The following is a 16,936-nucleotide window of genomic DNA, read 5'->3' on the forward strand; positions in this document are numbered from 1 at the left end:
ACAACACGGCCCGCCCGCACACGAGCCTGAACGGGCTCACCCCAGCCGCATTTGCAACCCGCCCCGCATCGGGGCAAATGGAGAACAGGCTCTGCTCATGAACGAGGGCAATTAGGGGGCAGGGTCAAGGCGGATGCCTGGGCGCCCGCGCCGCATCCGGCCGAGCCGGCGCGCGGCTTCGCGGAAGGCGGCCCCGTCCTGCCGCTTCCGCCCGCCACCGCCGGCTTCACCCGCGCCGCGCCGCCGCCCGCCGCCAGCGCACATGCCGGCGCCGAGCTTCCCTTTCCCAGCACCGGCCCGCATGGCCATCGCGCGCGCATGCGCGACAAGCTGCTCACCCGCGGCCCCGGCGCGCTCGCCGACTACGAGTTGCTGGAGATGCTGCTCTTCCTCGCCATGCCGAAGGGCGACACCAAGCCGCTGGCCAAGTCGCTGATCAATCGCTTCGGCAGCTTCGCCCGCGTGCTGGCCGCGCCGCAGCCCGAATTGCTGGCGACGCGCGGCCTCGGCCCGCATTCCGTCGCCGCGCTCAAGCTGGTGCAGGCCGCGGCGCTGCGCATACAGCAGGCCGAGCTGATCGAGGCGCCGGTGCTCAACAACTGGGACGGGCTGATGGCCTATTTGAACGCGGCGCTCTCGCGCGAGCGGGTGGAGCAGTTCCGCGTGCTGTTCCTGGACACCCGGAACCGCCTGCTCGCGGACGAGGCGCAGGCGCGCGGCACGGTGAACCACACGCCGGTCTATCCGCGGGAGGTGGTGAAGCGTGCGCTGGACCTGCACGCCACCGCGCTGATCCTGGTGCACAACCACCCTTCCGGCGATCCCACGCCCTCGGCGGCGGATATGGAGATGACGCGGGAGGTGGAGCGGGCAGGGGCCGTGCTCTCCATCGTGCTGCACGACCACGTCATCATCGGCAACGGGCGCTGGTTCAGCTTTCGGCGCGAAGGCCTGCTCGACCGATAGGCGCGGCGATGCAACCGGCGATCCGCGCCCGGCGTTGCGAGGTCGCCCATCCGGCATGCTCCGGACTGGCGCATGGAGGCCGCATGCTGCAGCAGCTCAATCCGCCCCTGCCGATGACCACGCCGCACGGTTCGGGGCTTGCGCATTTCGTTCTGGACTACGGGCCGGAGACGCACCTGATGTGGGTGGTGTTCCTCGACGCCGACGGCGCCTGCTGGACGGTGCCCAACCCCGAGGTGCGGATGGCCGCGAACTGGTCGCTCGGGAGGCGCCCGGCGAAGACCCGTCCCGTGGTGGCCGCCATCAAGCCTTCCGAAGCGTCACCGCATCGCGCGTAGCCGGCGCGCCTCCAATGCGGACAGAAGCCGAACCGCCGGCCAAAGCAGGATGAAATAGGCCACCGCCGCGACCACGATCGGCGTCGCGTTGAAGGTGATGCTCTGCGCCTGGCGCGCCTGGAACAGCAACTCGGGCATCGCCACGACGCTCGCGATGGAGGTCAGCTTCACCACCTCCAGCGTGTTGCCCACCAGGTCCGGCAGCACGTTCCGCACCGCCTGCGGCAGCACGATGAACACCCAGATGTGCCAGGGCCGCAGGCCGAGCGCGCGCCCCGCCTCCCGCTGGCCCGCCGGCACCGCCTCGATGCCGGCGCGCAGGATCTCGGCGTAGTAGGCACCGGTGTTGAGCATGAAGGCGATCGCCACCGCCCCCCAGGCGCCGAGGTCGAGCCCCGCGAAGGGCAGCCCCGCATAGAGCAGGATCAGCAGCACCAGCGGCGGGATGGCGCGGAAGATGTCGATCAGCACCACCAGCGGCCAGCGCAGCCAGGGCTCCCGCCGCGTCGAGAGCAGCGCGAAGGCGAAGCCGGCGCCGAGCCCGAGCGGCACCACCAGCGCCGAGAGCAGCAGCGTCTGCTGCAGCCCCATCCAGAGGATCGGCAGCGCCGCGACGGCGATCTCGAGGTTGAGGAAGGCCTGGACGAAGTCGTTCATCGCTCAGCGGCGCCAGGCGAAGCGCGTCTCGATCCAGCGGCCGAGCACCACGACGGGGAAGAACAGCACCAGATAGGCCAGCGCGCCGAGCATCAGCGGCGTCGGGTTGCCGGAGAAGGCCATCGCCGACTGCGCCGCGCCGAGGATCTCGGAAACCGCGACGACGCTGCCGAGCGCGGTGCCCTTGGTGATGGCGATGGTGCGGTTGGTCAGCGGCGGAATGGCGATGCGGATCGCCTGCGGCAGCACGATCTTCCCGAGTGTCGGCAGGAAATGCAGGCCGAGCGCGCGGCCGGCTTCCCACTGTCCCTTCGGGACGGCGCAGATGGACCCCCAGAAGATCTCCTCGGCGAAGGCCATCAGCACCAGCGTCAGCGCGAGCCAGGTGGCGGCGAAGCCGGAGAAGCCGATGCCCGCCGCGGGCAGGCCGAAATAGATCAGCACGATCAGCACCAGCGGCGGCAGCGCCCGGAACAGGTCCACCACGAAGATGATCGCCCAGTTCAGCAGCCGGATGCCGAGCGTGCGCAGCACCGCCAGCAACAGCCCGAGCGCGAGCCCGCTCACGATGATCAGCGCCGCGAGCGCGATGGTGACGCCGAGCCCCTCGAGGATCTTCGGCCAGTATTCCGCCGCGACCCGCGCGTTCAGGAAGGAGAACGCGAAGCCTTCCCAGCCGGTCAATTGTCTCTGCCCTCAGACGCGTCGTGCCGAAGGCACGCCTCCGGCATGACGCGCGGCCGCCCGGCGCGGGGGGGGGGGCCGGCGGCGGGGGGGGGGGGGCGGCGCGGGCTCAATAGCCGGACGGGCCGCGCCCGCCTCCGCGACGGGCGAGACGGGCGCGGCCATGGATCAGGGCACCAGCTCGGCGGGCACCTGCACGCCGATCTCGCGATAGAAGCGGATGGCGCCGGGATGCAGCTTCACGCCGCGCACGCTCATCGTGTTGGCGATCACGTCGGTGTCGCGCAGCGGCGCGAAGGCCTCCCGCTGCTCGGCGATGCCCGAATGCATGCCGCGCACGACGCGATAGGCGATGTCGTCGCTCATCCGCGTGGTGGTGGCGAAGCCGACCATCAGCTCATGCGTGCGGAAGGGCCCGGCGCCGAGCACGCCGGCCGGCACTTCGCGGAAGCTCATCCAGGGGATCGCCTGCTGCACCTTCGCGATCTCGGCATCCGTGTAGCCAATCGGGCGCAGCGGCACGGTCAGCGCGAGCTCCGCGGTGTTGGCGTCCACGTTGCGGTTGCCGCCGGTGCGCGCCTGGCCCAGGCAGCGGCCGGTGCGGATGGCGTTGATCGCATCCGCGGCGTCGGCCGGGTAATGCTGCGGCGTGTAGCCCAGCGCGCGGATGATGCGCAGCATGTTCTTCTCGGAGGAGGAGCCGCGCATCCCGGCATGGAAGCAGCGTCCGTTCAGGTCCGATAGGCTGCGCACCGGGCTGTCCGCGCGCACCACGATGTACTGCACGGCCGGGACCGCCCACCACAGCACGCGGAAGTCGCGGAAGGGCGTGGCGGCGCTCTCGGCATCCTCGAGCAGGTCGGGCGAGACGCCGCCGAAATTCATCTGGCCGCCGATCATCTGCCGGACATTGGTGGCGAAGCCGCCGGTGGAGACCACCGTGACGTTCAACCCCGGATCGGATTGCGAGATGCTGCGCGCCACCGCGGAGTAATACGCGAAGAACGGCGTCGTGGTGGTGGACCCGCCCATCGAGAGCTGCGTGGGCTGCGCGGCCGCCGGCTTCGCCATCGCCGCCGTGACGGCAAGCGCTGCCGCCGCCGCAAGGCGCAGGAACCTGTTCATGTCCTTCCTCCCTGTCGTGTCGTCGCAGGTGACGGGCGATGATAGGGACGGCTGGCGCCGGGCCGCAACCGCGCCCCGGGTCAGCGCCTCGGCAGGGCTGCGTGCCAGGCGCGGATCAGCGCGGCGCTTTCCGCGCCGGCCTCGCCCGCCATCAGGCAATGCGGCGCCTCCGGCAGCAGCACATGCGTCGCGCCATAGAACTCGGCGACCGCCGCGTCCTGGCCGGCGGGGTGGCGCGCGGCGTCCTCGCGCCCAGCTTCGATGCAGAGCGACGGCAGGCGGCGCAGCGCCGCGGGATCCACGGCGACGCGCAGCCTGTAGCGATCGTTCAGCGCGCGCGGGCTTTCGGGACAGAGCCGCGCGCACCACGCCGCGAGGCCGGGCGGGCCGCGGCCGCGGACGCCGCGCCCGCGGGCGCGGGCGCGGGGGGGCGGCGGCCGCAGCCGGTCCTCCGGCACGGCCGGCACCGCCAGGGCGCCGGGCAGGTTGCCGGGCGGCGAGGGCGCGAGCAGCACGAGCCCCGCTGCCGGCACGATGCCGGCCGCCAGCGCCGCCACCAGCGCGCCGAGGCTGTGCCCGACGATCACCGGCGGAACGCCGGCCAGGGCGGCCAGATGGCGCGCCGCATCCACGACATCGGCCGCGTAGTCCGCCAGGCCCGCGCCGGGATCGAGGCCCGCTCCCGCAAGCACGCCATGGCCGCGCAGCTCCACCGCCGCACCCGCGATGCCGTTCGCCGCAAGATCGTCGAGGTAGCCGCCATAGCACCAGGCGCCGTGATAGCCGCCCGGCACGAACAGCAGCGGCGGCGATGCCGCGGGCTGCATGGCATTCGGCATCCAGAGGCCGCCCGCGCGGAGCCGGACGAACTCGCCCGGCCGCGGATCGCGCAACCGCCAGCCGAAGGCGGCAGCGGTCATCGGCGTGGTGCGTCGCGGAACAGGCGGCCCAGATGGCCTGCCGCGCCCATGTCGCGGCCGAGCGCGTCGAGGCACGCCCAGACGCCCGCGGCGGCGGAATCGATCACCGGGATGCCGAGCTCGGCCTCAAGCGGCGCCATCGCCTCCCAGCCCGGCAGATTCGTGCTCCAGAGCAGGATGGCGTCGGGCTTCGCCGCGGCGGCAAGCTCTCGCGCCAGCTCGGCGATGCGCGCCGGCGGCACCGCCGCGGAGGCGAGATTGTCCTTCAGCCCGAGCGTGCGCGCACCGGCCATCTCGCGACCGAATCCCGCGGCCGCTTCCTCCGCATAGGAAGCGTCGCCGGGCGTGACGAAGCCGATGCGCCGCGCGCCGAGCCGGTCCAGCAGCGTCGCGGTCGCCAGCGAGGCGGTGGTCGCGGCGCAGCCCGCCGCTTCCGCCATCACGCGGCAGAGCGCCCGATCCGCCTCAAGGCCGAGCCCGGCGCCGCGCGTGCCGTTCCAGCACACCACGCTCACCGCGGCATGGCCGAGCTGCCAGGCCGCGTGGCGATACGGTTCGGCATCGTAGCCGTCCTTCGGCTGCCCGATGCCGGGCCCGTAGTACGGGATGCGCGCGATGCAGGAATCGAGCCCCGGGAACAGCGGCAGGATCGCGGCCAGCGTGCGTTCCACGGTGCGGTTGGAGGACGGCGTGATGGTGCCGATGGCGGGAAGGGTCATGCGGATTCGGCCTCGCGGGACAGCAGTATGGCACGCGACGCGGCGATGCGGAGCAGGCAGGCCGCGCCGGGCTCCGGCGTCGTCTCCAGCGCGCCGCGGTCGAGCCGCGCGAGAATGCGCCCGGCCGGCGTTCCGACCCAGACATCGAGCCCCTGCCCCTTGAAGATGGCCTGCTCGACGATGCCGTGCAGGGTCGTGGTGCCGGGTTCATCGGGCGCATCCGGGGGCAGCAGCGCGACGGCCTCCGGGCGGATCGCCACCGTTCCCAGGCTGCCCTGGATCGGGGGCGCCGCGACCGGCGTGGCAAGCAGGCGCACGCCCTGGGCCGCTTCGAGCGTCGCCACCGATCCGGTGTTCGCGACGCGGCCGTCGAGAAGGTTCGCGACGCCCATGAAATCCGCGACGAAGCGGCTGGCCGGGCGGTCATAGACCTCGGCCCCGGTCCCGACCTGCATGAGCTGCCCGTGCTCCATCACCGCAAGCCGGTCGGCCAGCGTCAGCGCCTCCTCCTGGTCATGCGTGACCATGATCGTGGTCAGCCCCAGCCGCTTCACCAGCAGCCGCAGCTCCACCTGCATCTCCTCCCGCAGCTTCCGGTCGAGCGCGCCGAAGGGCTCGTCCAACAGCAGCATGCGCGGGCGATAGACCAGCGCGCGCGCCAGGGCGACACGCTGCTGCTGGCCGCCCGAGAGCTGCGCCGGCATCCGCTCCGCGAAGCCGTCGAGGCGCACGAGCCGCAGCGCCTCCGCGACGCGCTGCGCCGCCTCCGCCTTCGGCACGCGGCGCATCTCGAGCCCGAAGGCGACGTTGCGCGCGACGGTCAGATGCGGGAACAGGCCATAGGCCTGGAACAGCATGCCGAGGTCGCGCTTGTGCGGCGGCACGCCCAGCACCGAACGGCCGCCGATCAGCACCTCGCCCGAACTGGGCTCGATCAGCCCGGCGATCATGCGCAGCGTCGTGGTCTTGCCGCAGCCGGATGGTCCGAGCAGGGCGAGCATCTCTCCGGGCGCGACGTCGAGGTCCACGCCGCGCACCACTTGCGTCGCGCCGAAGGATTTCGAAAGGGCGCGGAGGACGACCCCCGCGCCCTGCGGCGGGCTGCTCAGAGCGAGAAGATCCGGTTCAGCCGCTCGGTCCAGGCGGAACGGCGGGCGTTGATGTAGGTCCAGTCCGGCGTGAACAGGCCGCGGCGGTCCATCTCCTCGACCGGATAGGCGATCCATCGCTGCGTATCGGCGGAGAAGGTGATGCCGGAGACCGGCGGCGTGGTCAGCGCGAACTCGCTGAAGGGCTTCTGGACCGCCGGCTCGATCATGCGGTTCATGAAGGCGACGGCGAGATCCTGGTGCGGCCCGTTCTTCACCAGCACCTGGCAGTTCGTGCCGGCGAAGGCGCCCTCCTTCGGGAACGCCATGGTCACCGGCGCGCGACGGGCGGTGTAGGGATAGACGTATTTCGAATACTCCAGCAGGCCGATATCGGCCTGGCCCTGCGCCACCTCGTTCGCCGCCTGGATGCCGTCGCCGAACAGGTTCTGGATGTTCGGCTTCAGCGCGGCGATGCGGTCCCACGCCTTGTCGATCTCGTACTGCGCCTCGGCATAGGGCTTCCCGGTCTCGACCGCCGCGGCGACGATCAGGAAGAACATGGACGGCGTGTTGTTCGGGCTGACCAGCTTGAGCTTGCCGCGATAGCGGCTGTCCCACAGCTCCGCATAGCTCTCGGGCGGGCGGACGCGGGTGTTGTGGAAGATGCCGCCGAGCGAGATGCCGAGCGCGGTGCCGAAGCCTTCCTCGTAGAGGAAGCGCGGATAGAGATTCGCGATCGCCGGCATCCTGTCGCGCGGCAGTTCGGCGATCAGCCCCTCGGCCTTGGCGATCGGGATCGCCAGGTCGTCGATGAACATCACCGAGAAGCGCGGGTTGTCCCGGGTGGCGCGCATCTTCGCCAGGTTCGCAAGCGTGAACCCTTCCTCGGCCAGCACCTTGCAGCCGAAGTCGCGCTCGAAGGCGGGGATGATCTGGCGCTTGACGAAGTCGCCCTGCGCGCCGCCCCAGATGCCCACGACGATCTCGCGGGTCTGGGCGGCGACGCCCCTCACGACGGGTGCGGCGAGCGCCGTGCCCAGCAGGGCGCGGCGTGTGATGGTCTGCATCGGTCGAACTCCCTTGGTTTCAGTCATCCGGCGATGCGACGCACGCCGATGCCGAGTCCCTTCTCGATCAGCAGAACGAGGCCGAGCGCGAAGAAGACCATCAGCGCGGAGAGCGCCGCGATGGAGGGATCGAAGAACTTCTGGATCGCCGCGTAGAGGAACAGCGGCAGCGGGAAGCTGCGCGCATCCGCCAGCCACATGGAGATCGCGAAGTCGTCGAAGGAGATGATGAAGGCGAAGATCCCGCCGGCGACGACCCCGGGCCTGATCTGCGGCCAGATCACGCGCGTGAAGATGCGGAGCGGCCCGGCGCCCAGGACCCGTGCCGCATCCTCGAGCGTCGGGTCCGCCGTGGTCAGCGCGCCGGACACGGAACGCACGACATAGGGGATGCACACCACGGTGTGGCCGATCAGGAGCTGCAGGAAGGCGCCACGCAGTCCGAGCATGGAGAAGAACTGCAGCAGCCCGACGCCGGTGACGATCAAGGGCACCACCAACGGTCCGAGGACCAGCGCCAGCACCGCGCCGCGCCCGGGAAAATCGTAGCGCACCAGCGCCATCGCACAGGGAATGCCGAGGCCCAGCGCGAGCAGCGTGGCCAGGAAGGCCAGTTCGAGCGAGACGCGGAAGGAGGCCTGCGCTTCCGGGTCCGCCAGGATCACGCCGTACCATTCCAGCGTGAATCCCTCGGGCGGAAAGACGATGTAGGGCGTGTCGGAGATGGACATCGCCACCGGCACGACGAGCGGCGCGACGATGATCACCAGCAACAGCGCCACCAGGCAGGCCAGCGATCGGGGAATGCGCTCCGTCATGCCGCGGCCGTCCAGCGCCGCAACCGCCGGCCGACAATGCCGATGAAGACCAGGTTCACCGCTAGCACCATCGCGACCAGCAGCGTGGACAGCGCGGCGCCGAAGGGCCAGTCGTGCAGCGTCAGCACCTGCTGCTGGATGAGGGTGCCGAGCAGCGGCGAGAAGTTGCCGCCGAGGATCTGCGGCGTGACATAGGCCGCCGCCGTCAGCGAGAAGACCAGCGGCAGGCCCACGGCAAGCCCCGGCAGCGACAGCGGCAGGATGATGCGCCAGAATCGCTGCGCGGGCCCCGCGCCGGCGATGGTCGCGGCCTGCTCGGCGGCCGGGGGGATGCGGGCGATGGCGCCGGCCAGCGGCAGCACCATGAAGGGCAGGAAGACATGCACGGAGGCGATCAGCACCGCCGCTTCCGTGTAGAGGATCGAGGGCGGGTCCTCGATGCCGAGCCCGCCCAGTGTCCAGGCGATGAGTCCGTTGCGGCTGAGGATCGCGGACCAGCCATAGGACCGCACGACGACATTCACCAGCAGCGGCGTCACCAGGGTCAGCGTGACAAGCCTGGAGAGCCAGGGGCTGCCGCGCGCGACCACCCAGGCGAGCGGGAAGCCGACGATGGCGGCGACGCAGGCCGCCCAGCTCGCCATCCGCGCGGTGCGCAGAAGGATCCGCCAGTACAGGTCGGTGGCGAAGGCGCGGCGATAGTTCTCGAAGGTGAAGCCATAGGACATCACCCCCGCATCCGTGCGCGCGCCGAAGCCGAGCCAGAGCGTCTGCGCGACCGGCGCCACGAAGCAGAGCAGCAGGAACAGCACGGCGGGTAGCGCCAGCAGCCAGCCCGTCCTGGTCGCGGTGTTCGTCACACTGCGCAGGCTAGCGGGCGGACAAGGCCGGCGACGCGATTTCCGAGGGGAATCTACAGCCCGCAAGCGGCAAGTGGCGCAAATTCAGGCAGATGCGGCCGGCGGATGCCGCTTACCTGGTCAGGCGTCGCGGCAGGCCGACGTCGCGCGCATGCGCCCGCAGATACATCTCGCGATAGTACGGCTCCAGCCGGCGCGCTTCCGCGATGGCCGGCGCGAAGTCCTCGCGGTAGCGCTCGGTCAGCGCGCGCGCTTCCTGGCGCAGCGCGCGCTCGTCCACCGTGGTCACGCGACCGTCCTCGAACACCACGCGGCCGTCCACGATGGTCATGCGGACGGCGGAGGCGGGCTCGCAGAAGACGAGCTGGCGGTGCAGGTCGTTCAGCGGCGTGAAGGGCAGGCTGTCGAGGTCGAGCAGGGCGATGTCGGCGCGCGCGCCCGGCGCGAGACGACCGATGCCGGGCCAGCGCAGCGCCCGCGCACCGCCGGAGAACATGCAGTCCAGGATTTCGGGCGCGGCGGGCCAGCTTCGGTAGTCCATGTCGGACAGCGTGTGCACCAGGCCGGCCATCTTCAGCGCCGACCAGGGATTGATCGTGTCGTCGGCCACCGCCTCGTCGGTGCCGATGCAGATCGGGACGCCCGCGTCGCGCAGCGCGCGGAAGGGCATCACGCCGCTGCCGAGACGGAGGTTGCAGACCGGGTTGTGCGCCACCGTCGCGCCGGAGGCGGCGAGCAGCGCGATGTCGTCGGCGTCGATCCAGATGGCGTGGATCACCACCATGCGCTCGTCCAGCACGCCGAGGTCATGCACCAGGCGCACCAGGCTCTTGCCGTATTTTTCCTCGCCGAGCACGCGCTGCAGCTTCGTCTCCAGGATATGGCAGTTGAAGGGCAGGTCGTGCTTCGCGGAGAGCGCGGAGAGCGCGCGGAAATAGTCGAGCGTCACGCGCTGCGGCGCGGAGCAGGAGAGTGCCGCGCCGATCCGTCCCTCCGCCGCGCCGTCCCAGCGCGCGATCAGGTGGTCGTAGAGCTCCAGCAGCTCGCCCGCCGGCTGGATCGGCGCCGCCGCCATGCCGGCACGGATGTGCGGCGGCAGAAGCTCCGCGAGGAACGGAAACTTCTCGTATTCGACGACATTGGGCTGGTCGATCGCGAGGCGGGCGCGGATGCCGCTGTCGCGATACGCTTCGGCGATGCCGTCGATGCCCTCGGCGCTGGCGACGGGGATGTGGAAGGCGTCGTCCATCACGCTGGTGACGCCGTGGCGCAGCATCTCCACCGCGCCCAGCATGGTGCGCACGTAGTTGAGGCGCTTCACCGGCACGCCGGTGGCGAGCGGCGGCACCTCGTAGAGCATGAAGACCTCGAGCGGCAGGCCGTCCAGCGCGCCGCGCAGGAAGTTGCTGGGGGAGTGGAAATGCGCGTTGATCAGCCCGGGCATCGCCAGCATCCCGCGCGCCTCGATCACGCGGGCGGGCGGCGTCTCTGGACAGAGGCCGGGGCCGATGGCCAGGATGCGGCCGCCGGCGACATGAATGTCGGCCTCGGGCCACATGCGGCCGCCATCGAAGGTGAGGAGCTGGGCGTTGCGGATCAGCAGGGACATGCCGGCATTCTCGCCACGGTCGGTGCCGCCTGGCCAGAGCCGCGCGCGCGCATGACGGGGCGCGCGCTGGAAGGCCGACGCGCGCTGGTCACCGGCGGCGGCGCGGGCATCGGGCGGGCCATCGTGCTGGCGCTCGCCGCGGCCGGGGCGCGCGTGGCGGTGACGGACCTGGACGGCGCGGCGGCCGAACGCGTGGCGCGCGAGGCCGGAGCCGGGCACGTCGCCTTCCCGCTCGACGTGACGGATGCGGCAGCGACGGCGCGCGTGGTGCAGGAAGCGGCCGAGGCGCTGGGCGGGCTGGATGCGGCGGTGGCGAATGCCGGCATCTCCACCATGGCGCGCGTGGTGGACCTGACCGAGGCGGAGTGGGACGCGAACATGGCGGTGAACGCCAAGGGCGTGTTCCTGACCGACCAGGCGGTGGTGCGGCACTTCCTGGCGACCGGCACGAAGGGCGTGATCGTCAACACCGCCTCGCTCGCGGCCAAGGTCGGCGCGCCGCTGCTGGCGCACTACTCCGCCAGCAAGTTCGCGGTCGCCGGCTTCACCCAGGCGCTGGCGCGGGAAGTCGCGCCGCAGGGCATCCGCGTGAACTGCGTCTGTCCCGGTTTCGTCAACACCTCCATGCAGGACCGCGAGGCGGTGTGGGAAGCGGCGCTGCGCGGCATGACGCCGGAGGCGGTGCGCGCCGAATACGTCTCGCTCACGCCGCTCGGCCGTCTTCAGGTGCCGGAGGACGTGGCGGATGTGGTCGTGTTCCTGCTGAGCGATGCGTCGCGATTCATGACCGGCCTGGCCGTGGACGTGAATGGCGGCGTCTTCATGAGCTGAAAGGATTCTTTTGAGCGTGATCCCCGGCCTCTTCTCGACACGGAAAACAATCATCGGCATGGCGCATCTGGGGCCGCTGCCGGGCTCGCCGCTGTATGACGCGTCGCGCGGCATGGCGGGCCTGGTCGACGACATCGAGGAAGACATTGCGGCGCTGCAGGCGGGCGGCGTGGATGCCATCATGTTCGGCAACGAGGGCGACCGGCCCTATCTGCTGAAGGCCACGCCCGAATCGCTCGCCGCCATGGCCGCGATCATCGGCCAGGTGAAGGCGCGGCTGACCGTGCCCTTCGGCGTGAACTACCTGTGGGATCCAGTGGCGACGGTGGGGCTCGCGGTCGCCACCGGCGCCAGCTTCGCGCGGGAGGTGTTCACCGGCGTCTATGCCTCGGACATGGGGATGTGGCAGCCGGATTGCGCCGGTGCGCTGCGGCTGCGCGCGCAGCTTGGGCGGCCGGACCTCAAGCTGCTGTTCAACGTGAATGCGGAATTCGCCAGCGCGCTCGATGGCCGCAGCGTTTCGCAGCGGGTGCGAAGCGTGGTGTTCTCCTCGCTGGCCGACGTGATCTGCGTCTCCGGCCCGATCACCGGGCAGCCGGTGGACGGCTCCGACCTCGATGCCGCGAAGCAGGCGGCAGGCGACGTGCCGGTCTTCGCGAACACCGGCGTCAATATCGACAACGTACAGAAAATCCTGGCCGTCGCGGATGGCTGCGTGGTGGGCACGCATTTCAAGCGCGACGGGCACACCTGGAACAAGGTGGATCCCGATCGCGTGGCCCGCTTCATGGAGCGCGTGCGCGCGATGCGTGCGTGATCCTGCTGGGCCTCGACATCGGGACGACCTCCACCATCGGCATCCTGGTCGAGGCCGGCGGGCGCGTGCTGGCGACCGCCTCGCGCCCCGTCACGCTCCGCAGCCCGAAGCCCGGCTGGGCGGAGGAGGATCCCGGGGAATGGTGGGCCAATGCCTGCGCGATCATCCCCGACCTGCTGGCGCAGGCCGGCATCGCCGCGTCGCAGGTGGCCGCCATCGGCGCGACGGGCATGGTGCCGGCGCTGCTGCTGCTGGACGAGCAGGGCCGCCTGATCCGCCCCAGCATCCAGCAGAGCGACGGGCGCACCGCCGCGGAAGTGGAGGAGATCCGAAGCGCGACCGACGAGGCCGCCTTCGTCCGCCGGACCGGCAACGGCATCAACCAGCAGCTCGTCGCGCCCAAGCTGCGCTGGCTGGCGAAGCACGAGCCGGAGGCCTTTGCGCGCATCGCGACGATGTTCGGCTCCTACGACTTCATCGCCTGGAAGTTTTCGGGCGCCCTCTCGCTGGAGCGGAACTGGGCGCTGGAGGCGGGCTTCCTCGACCTCGGCACGGGGACTCTCGCGGATGACCTGGTGGCGCTCGGCGGCAGGCCTGGCGCGCTGCCGCCGCTGCGCGACGCGCATGAGATCGTCGGCCGCGTGACGGCGGAGGCCGCCGCAGCGACCGGGCTCGCTGCCGGCACGCCGGTGGTCGCGGGCTGCGCCGATCACGTCGCCTCGGCCTTCGTCGCGGGCATCGCGCGGCCGGGCGAGTTGCTGATCAAGTTCGGCGGCGCCGGCGATATCCTGCTGGCGACCGCGGCGCCGACGCCCGATCCGCGGCTGTTCCTCGATTTCCATCTCGTGCCGGGGCTGTTCCTGCCGAATGGCTGCATGGCCTCCTCCGGCGCGGTGCTGAACTGGATCGTGCGCGAATGGGGTGGCGGGCTCGGTCACGCGGCGCTCGACGCGCGCGCGGAGGCCGTTGCGCCTGGCGCGGAGGGGCTGCTGCTCTTGCCCTATTTCCTCGGCGAGAAGACGCCGCTGCACGATCCGCATGCGCGCGGCACGCTGGTGGGGCTCGGGCTGCACCACGGGCTGGCGCATGTCTGGCGCGCGGCGCTGGAGGCGGTGTGCTTCGGGTTCCGGCATCACCTGGAGGTGCTGCGCGAACTCGGCCATCCCGTGACGCGCATCATCGCGTCCGATGGCGGCGCGCAGAGCGACCTTTGGATGCGCATCGCTGCCGGCGTGCTGGCCCAGCCGGTGCAGCTGCTGCACGGCCATCCCGGCTCCTGCCTCGGCGCGGCCTATGTCGCGGGCATGGCGGTCGGCGCCTTCCCGGACTGGAACCAGGTGGGCCACTTCGTCCGGCCGGCGGCGACGGTGCAGCCGGAACGCGACTGGGTCGCGCGCTACGATGCGCTGTATCCGCTCTGGCGCGAGACCTATGAGCGGCTGAAGCCGCTCTATCCGAAACTCGCCGCCACCGTGTGAGGATCGTGATGCCCGGATCGCAGGATCGCTTCGCCTATCGGTCCATTGAGGACCGGCCGCGCTTCCGCTGGCCGAACGGTGCCGGCGTCGCGCTCTACTTCGCGCTGAATGTGGAGCACTACGCCTGGGATGAGGGGCTGGTGGAAGACCTGGTGCCCGGCATGACGAAGCCCGACGTGCTGAACCCCTCCTGGCGCGAATACGGCACGCGCGTGGGTGCCTGGCGGCTGCTGCGGCTTTTCGAGGCGCAGGGGCTTCCGCTGACCATCCTGCTGAACAGCGCGCTGCTGGACCATGCGCCGGATTTCGTCGCTGCGTGCAAGGCGCTGGGCCATGAGATCTCCTGCCATGGCCGCACCAATTCGGAGAGCCAGGCGGGGTTGGACGAGGGCGCGGAACGCGCGCTGATCGCGGACGCCACCGCGCGCATCGCGCAGGCCACCGGCACGCCGCCGCCGGGCTGGCTCGGCCCCTGGCTCTCCGAGACGGAGCGCACGCCGGAGCTGATCCGCGCGGCCGGCTATCGCTACATCCTGGACTGGTGCGCCGACGACCATCCCTTCTGGCTGAATACCGCGCAGGGCCCGCTGCTGTCGCTGCCCTATTCGCAGGAGGTGAACGACAGCGTCGTCGTCATGGGCCGCCAGGCCAGTGCAGCCGAGTTCACGGACATGATCGTCGCGCAGGTGGACCAGCTGATCGAGGATGCGAAGGACGGCGTGGCGCTGGCCTTCGGCATCGCGCTGCACACCAACATCATCGGCCAGCCCTTCCGGCGCCGGCATTTCGCGCGCGCGCTGGACCACATCCGCGCCCGCGCCGGCGATCTCTGGATCACGCGCGGCGCCGACATCGCGGCCTTCATCCACGCCGATTCGTCGCGCGCCGTCTAGCCGCCCTTCAGCAGCGCGGAAAGCGGCGCGGCGAGACCGACCGTGGGCCGCGCGCCCGGATGCGCCAGGCTGCCGACCTGCGCCTTCGCCGCCTTGAGCTTCACCAGCATCTCGCAGAGGCCGACGCCGGCCGCGATGCCGTCGATCACCGGCACGGGCACGCGATCCGCGATGCGCGCGGGCATGCCCGCCATCGCAGCACCGCACAGCACCGCCACCTCGGCGCCCGTCTCCGCCACCAGCGCCGCCGCGGCCTCGGCGACCTTGGCGTCCACCGTCGCCGGATCGGCATAGGCGTCCTTGGGCGAGGCGACGATGGAGCGGATCCCGGCCAGCCGATCCGTCAGTCCGTACAGCGCGACGAGTTCTCGATAGACGGTGGGGGTGCCGAAGGTCACCAGCCCGAAGCTCGTGCCGAGCAGGCAGGCCGAGAGCATGGACGCTTCCGTCATGCCCACCACCGGCACGGACAGCACCTCCCGCGCCGCGAGCAGGCCGGTGTCGTAGGAGACGGCGAGCAGCACGGCATCGGCGCCCGGCGCGTGCTCTGCCAGCATCTCCAGCATGGCATGGGCGGCGATCGCGTTCTCGGCGCGGGAGTTGATGATCTCCGCGCCGAAGCGACCGGTGAGCGGCAGGATCTCGGTGCCCGGAGAGGCGACGGCGCGCGCGGCGCGGGCGCAGAGCTCCGTCACCTGCGGCGTGGTGTTGGGATTGGCGACGAGCAGGCGCAAGGCGGGGTCTCCGGGATGCTGGATCGTTCAGCACCAAGACTATGCCAGCGTCCCAGGACTGTGTCGCTTGTCCGGACCTGCCCAACTGCGGGGCAGTCCGCGTGACGATCGGGGGCAATCCCGGCACGAAAGCGCAAGAAGCCGGCATTCTTCGCCTTGCCTCCGGGTGCCTGAACAGGTTGCAATGCGATTCCACCTTGGAGGGAGAACGGCAACCATGCGTCGAGCCCGGCTTCTACTTGCCGCAGCCCTCGGCCTCGTGCTGGCCGCCGGCACGGCAAGCGCCCAGACCGGCGTGCGCTGGCTGAGCCAGTCGCAGCAGGCCAGCACCCAGTTCCCGGTCGAGAGCGCGGCGATGGACCGCATGCGGTCGGAACTGAACCTGCGCATCGAGCGCAGCGAGTTCCAGGCGCTCGGCCTCAACATGGCGGACGCCTTTCGCCTGGTGCGCGCCGGCACCTTCGATGTCGTCTCGGCGCAGGTCGGCCTGGCCGCGCGCGACGATCCCTTCCTTGAAGGCATCGACCTGATCGGCGTCTCGACCGACATGGACGAGCTGCGCAGCGCGGTGAATGCCTACCGCGAGGTGTTCAACGCCCGCATCGAGCAGCGCTTCGGCGCGCGCGTCCTCGCCATCTGGCCCTTCGGCACGCAGGTCTTCTTCTGCAACCAGCCGATCCGCACCCTGGACGACCTGCGCGGGCTGAAGGTGCGCTCCTTCACCGCCTCGATGTCGGCGCTGCTGGAACGGCTGGGCGCCACGCCCGTGACGCTCGCCTTCCCCGAAGTCTATCCGGCGCTGCAGCGCGGCGTGGCGAGCTGCGGCATCACCTCGCCCACCTCCGCCAACACCGGCAAGTGGCCCGAGGTGACGACGCATCTGCTGCCGCTCTCTGTCTCGGGCTCGGTGCAGGCGCATCTGGTGAACCTCGCCTGGTGGAACCGCCAGCCTCAGGCGCTGCGCGATGGTCTGACCGCGCAGTTCCGGCAGATGGAGGACGCGCTCTGGGAGCTGGCGCGCACCACCAACCAGGATGCGACGAACTGCTCCATCGGCCTGCCGAGCTGCCTGCGCCGGGCGCACCAGCCCTACAACATGACGCTCGTGCAGGTGAGCGACGCGGACAAGGCGCGGGTGCGGCAGATCGCCGAGGAAGTGGTGCTGTCCGACTGGGCCCAGCGCTGCGCCCGCGGCTATCCGAACTGTGCGCAGGTCTGGAACGAGACGGTCGGCCGCGCGCGCGGCATGACGATCCGCGGAGCTGCGGACGCAGCCGGCGCGGCCGCCCCCGCCCCCGCCGCGGCGGGGGGGGGGGGGGGGGGGCCGAG

18 protein-coding genes are annotated in these 16,936 nt (G+C 71.1%); 7 read left to right on the forward strand and 11 right to left on the reverse strand.

Annotated features, from left to right (window positions below; genetic code table 11):
- Positions 1-198: 198 nt before the first annotated feature.
- A complete protein-coding gene (radC, locus tag AC1MIR_RS06020) occupies positions 199-966 on the forward strand; it encodes a RadC family protein (RefSeq protein ID WP_480028714.1) in 768 nt (255 codons plus the stop codon).
- An 83-nt stretch (positions 967-1,049) separates the two neighbouring features.
- Positions 1,050-1,304 carry a hypothetical protein gene (locus AC1MIR_RS06025; RefSeq protein ID WP_480027279.1) on the forward strand — a complete coding sequence of 85 codons (255 nt, stop codon included), beginning with the start codon at positions 1,050-1,052 and terminating at the stop codon, positions 1,302-1,304.
- On the opposite strand, the gene AC1MIR_RS06030 is transcribed toward AC1MIR_RS06025, so the two are convergent.
- The 10 genes from AC1MIR_RS06030 to AC1MIR_RS06075 all read right to left on the reverse strand — a co-directional run bounded on the left by AC1MIR_RS06030 (position 1,287) and on the right by AC1MIR_RS06075 (position 10,854).
- The gene (locus AC1MIR_RS06030) at positions 1,287-1,961 is read right to left on the reverse strand and encodes an amino acid ABC transporter permease (protein WP_480027280.1); all 675 of its coding nucleotides are present in this window, start codon (positions 1,959-1,961) and stop codon (positions 1,287-1,289) included. The two genes, AC1MIR_RS06025 and AC1MIR_RS06030, sit on opposite strands and share 18 nt — an antisense overlap.
- A gap of 3 nt (positions 1,962-1,964) precedes the next feature.
- On the reverse strand, positions 1,965-2,645 hold the full coding sequence (locus tag AC1MIR_RS06035) for an amino acid ABC transporter permease (RefSeq protein ID WP_480027281.1): 681 nt from the start codon (positions 2,643-2,645) through the stop codon (positions 1,965-1,967).
- A gap of 168 nt (positions 2,646-2,813) precedes the next feature.
- A complete protein-coding gene (locus tag AC1MIR_RS06040; protein WP_480027282.1) occupies positions 2,814-3,770 on the reverse strand; it encodes a TAXI family TRAP transporter solute-binding subunit in 957 nt (318 codons plus the stop codon).
- A gap of 80 nt (positions 3,771-3,850) precedes the next feature.
- The gene (locus tag AC1MIR_RS06045) at positions 3,851-4,690 is read right to left on the reverse strand and encodes an alpha/beta hydrolase (protein ID WP_480027283.1); all 840 of its coding nucleotides are present in this window, start codon (positions 4,688-4,690) and stop codon (positions 3,851-3,853) included.
- A complete protein-coding gene (locus AC1MIR_RS06050) occupies positions 4,687-5,409 on the reverse strand; it encodes an aspartate racemase/maleate isomerase family protein (protein WP_480027284.1) in 723 nt (240 codons plus the stop codon). The genes AC1MIR_RS06045 and AC1MIR_RS06050 overlap by 4 nt, the downstream gene beginning before the upstream one ends.
- Positions 5,406-6,437 carry an ABC transporter ATP-binding protein gene (locus AC1MIR_RS06055; RefSeq protein WP_480027285.1) on the reverse strand — a complete coding sequence of 344 codons (1,032 nt, stop codon included), beginning with the start codon at positions 6,435-6,437 and terminating at the stop codon, positions 5,406-5,408. The genes AC1MIR_RS06050 and AC1MIR_RS06055 overlap by 4 nt, the downstream gene beginning before the upstream one ends.
- Before the next feature lie 77 nt (positions 6,438-6,514).
- The gene (locus AC1MIR_RS06060; RefSeq protein WP_480027286.1) at positions 6,515-7,567 is read right to left on the reverse strand and encodes an extracellular solute-binding protein; all 1,053 of its coding nucleotides are present in this window, start codon (positions 7,565-7,567) and stop codon (positions 6,515-6,517) included.
- Positions 7,568-7,590: 23 nt separating this feature from the next.
- On the reverse strand, positions 7,591-8,385 hold the full coding sequence (locus AC1MIR_RS06065) for an ABC transporter permease (protein ID WP_480027287.1): 795 nt from the start codon (positions 8,383-8,385) through the stop codon (positions 7,591-7,593).
- Entirely contained in the window at positions 8,382-9,245 is an 864-nt protein-coding gene (locus AC1MIR_RS06070; protein ID WP_480027288.1) for an ABC transporter permease, read from the reverse strand. The genes AC1MIR_RS06065 and AC1MIR_RS06070 overlap by 4 nt, the downstream gene beginning before the upstream one ends.
- 112 nt (positions 9,246-9,357) lie before the next feature.
- Positions 9,358-10,854: an amidohydrolase family protein gene (locus tag AC1MIR_RS06075; RefSeq protein ID WP_480027289.1), complete on the reverse strand. Its 1,497-nt coding sequence runs from the start codon at positions 10,852-10,854 to the stop codon at positions 9,358-9,360.
- A gap of 51 nt (positions 10,855-10,905) precedes the next feature.
- Here AC1MIR_RS06075 and AC1MIR_RS06080 point away from each other — a divergent pair, with 51 nt between their 5' ends.
- The 4 genes from AC1MIR_RS06080 to AC1MIR_RS06095 are packed head-to-tail and all read left to right on the forward strand — an operon-like array spanning position 10,906 to position 14,873.
- Complete coding sequence (locus tag AC1MIR_RS06080; RefSeq protein ID WP_480027290.1) at positions 10,906-11,685, forward strand: SDR family NAD(P)-dependent oxidoreductase; 780 nt, start codon at positions 10,906-10,908, stop codon at positions 11,683-11,685.
- A 16-nt stretch (positions 11,686-11,701) separates the two neighbouring features.
- A complete protein-coding gene (locus AC1MIR_RS06085) occupies positions 11,702-12,502 on the forward strand; it encodes a BtpA family protein (protein ID WP_480027291.1) in 801 nt (266 codons plus the stop codon).
- The gene (locus AC1MIR_RS06090) at positions 12,499-13,980 is read left to right on the forward strand and encodes an FGGY-family carbohydrate kinase (protein ID WP_480027292.1); all 1,482 of its coding nucleotides are present in this window, start codon (positions 12,499-12,501) and stop codon (positions 13,978-13,980) included. Before AC1MIR_RS06085 ends, AC1MIR_RS06090 begins: the two co-directional genes overlap by 4 nt.
- An 8-nt stretch (positions 13,981-13,988) precedes the next feature.
- Positions 13,989-14,873, forward strand: a complete 885-nt coding sequence (locus tag AC1MIR_RS06095; protein WP_480027293.1) for a polysaccharide deacetylase family protein — start codon at positions 13,989-13,991, stop codon at positions 14,871-14,873.
- Here AC1MIR_RS06095 and AC1MIR_RS06100 read toward each other — a convergent pair.
- Positions 14,870-15,607 (reverse strand): aspartate/glutamate racemase family protein, encoded by a 738-nt coding sequence (locus AC1MIR_RS06100; protein ID WP_480027294.1) that lies wholly within the window; start codon positions 15,605-15,607, stop codon positions 14,870-14,872. The two genes, AC1MIR_RS06095 and AC1MIR_RS06100, sit on opposite strands and share 4 nt — an antisense overlap.
- A gap of 217 nt (positions 15,608-15,824) precedes the next feature.
- Between AC1MIR_RS06100 and AC1MIR_RS06105 the strand changes: the two genes are divergently transcribed.
- Positions 15,825-16,936, forward strand: a 1,112-nt coding sequence (locus tag AC1MIR_RS06105; RefSeq protein WP_480027295.1) for a TRAP transporter substrate-binding protein, incomplete at its 3' end; no start/stop codon positions are given.

The organism is Falsiroseomonas sp. RANM36 (assembly GCF_056682175.1).

Coding starts and splice junctions, on each gene's coding strand:
- AC1MIR_RS06025 (WP_480027279.1), top strand. CDS start 1,050: ATGCTGCAGCAGCTCAATCCGCCCCTGCCGATGACCACGCCGCACGGT.
- AC1MIR_RS06030 (WP_480027280.1), bottom strand. CDS start 1,961: ATGAACGACTTCGTCCAGGCCTTCCTCAACCTCGAGATCGCCGTCGCG.
- AC1MIR_RS06040 (WP_480027282.1), bottom strand. CDS start 3,770: ATGAACAGGTTCCTGCGCCTTGCGGCGGCGGCAGCGCTTGCCGTCACG.
- AC1MIR_RS06045 (WP_480027283.1), bottom strand. CDS start 4,690: ATGACCGCTGCCGCCTTCGGCTGGCGGTTGCGCGATCCGCGGCCGGGC.
- AC1MIR_RS06050 (WP_480027284.1), bottom strand. CDS start 5,409: ATGACCCTTCCCGCCATCGGCACCATCACGCCGTCCTCCAACCGCACC.
- AC1MIR_RS06060 (WP_480027286.1), bottom strand. CDS start 7,567: ATGCAGACCATCACACGCCGCGCCCTGCTGGGCACGGCGCTCGCCGCA.
- AC1MIR_RS06065 (WP_480027287.1), bottom strand. CDS start 8,385: ATGACGGAGCGCATTCCCCGATCGCTGGCCTGCCTGGTGGCGCTGTTG.
- AC1MIR_RS06075 (WP_480027289.1), bottom strand. CDS start 10,854: ATGTCCCTGCTGATCCGCAACGCCCAGCTCCTCACCTTCGATGGCGGC.
- AC1MIR_RS06080 (WP_480027290.1), top strand. CDS start 10,906: ATGACGGGGCGCGCGCTGGAAGGCCGACGCGCGCTGGTCACCGGCGGC.
- AC1MIR_RS06095 (WP_480027293.1), top strand. CDS start 13,989: ATGCCCGGATCGCAGGATCGCTTCGCCTATCGGTCCATTGAGGACCGG.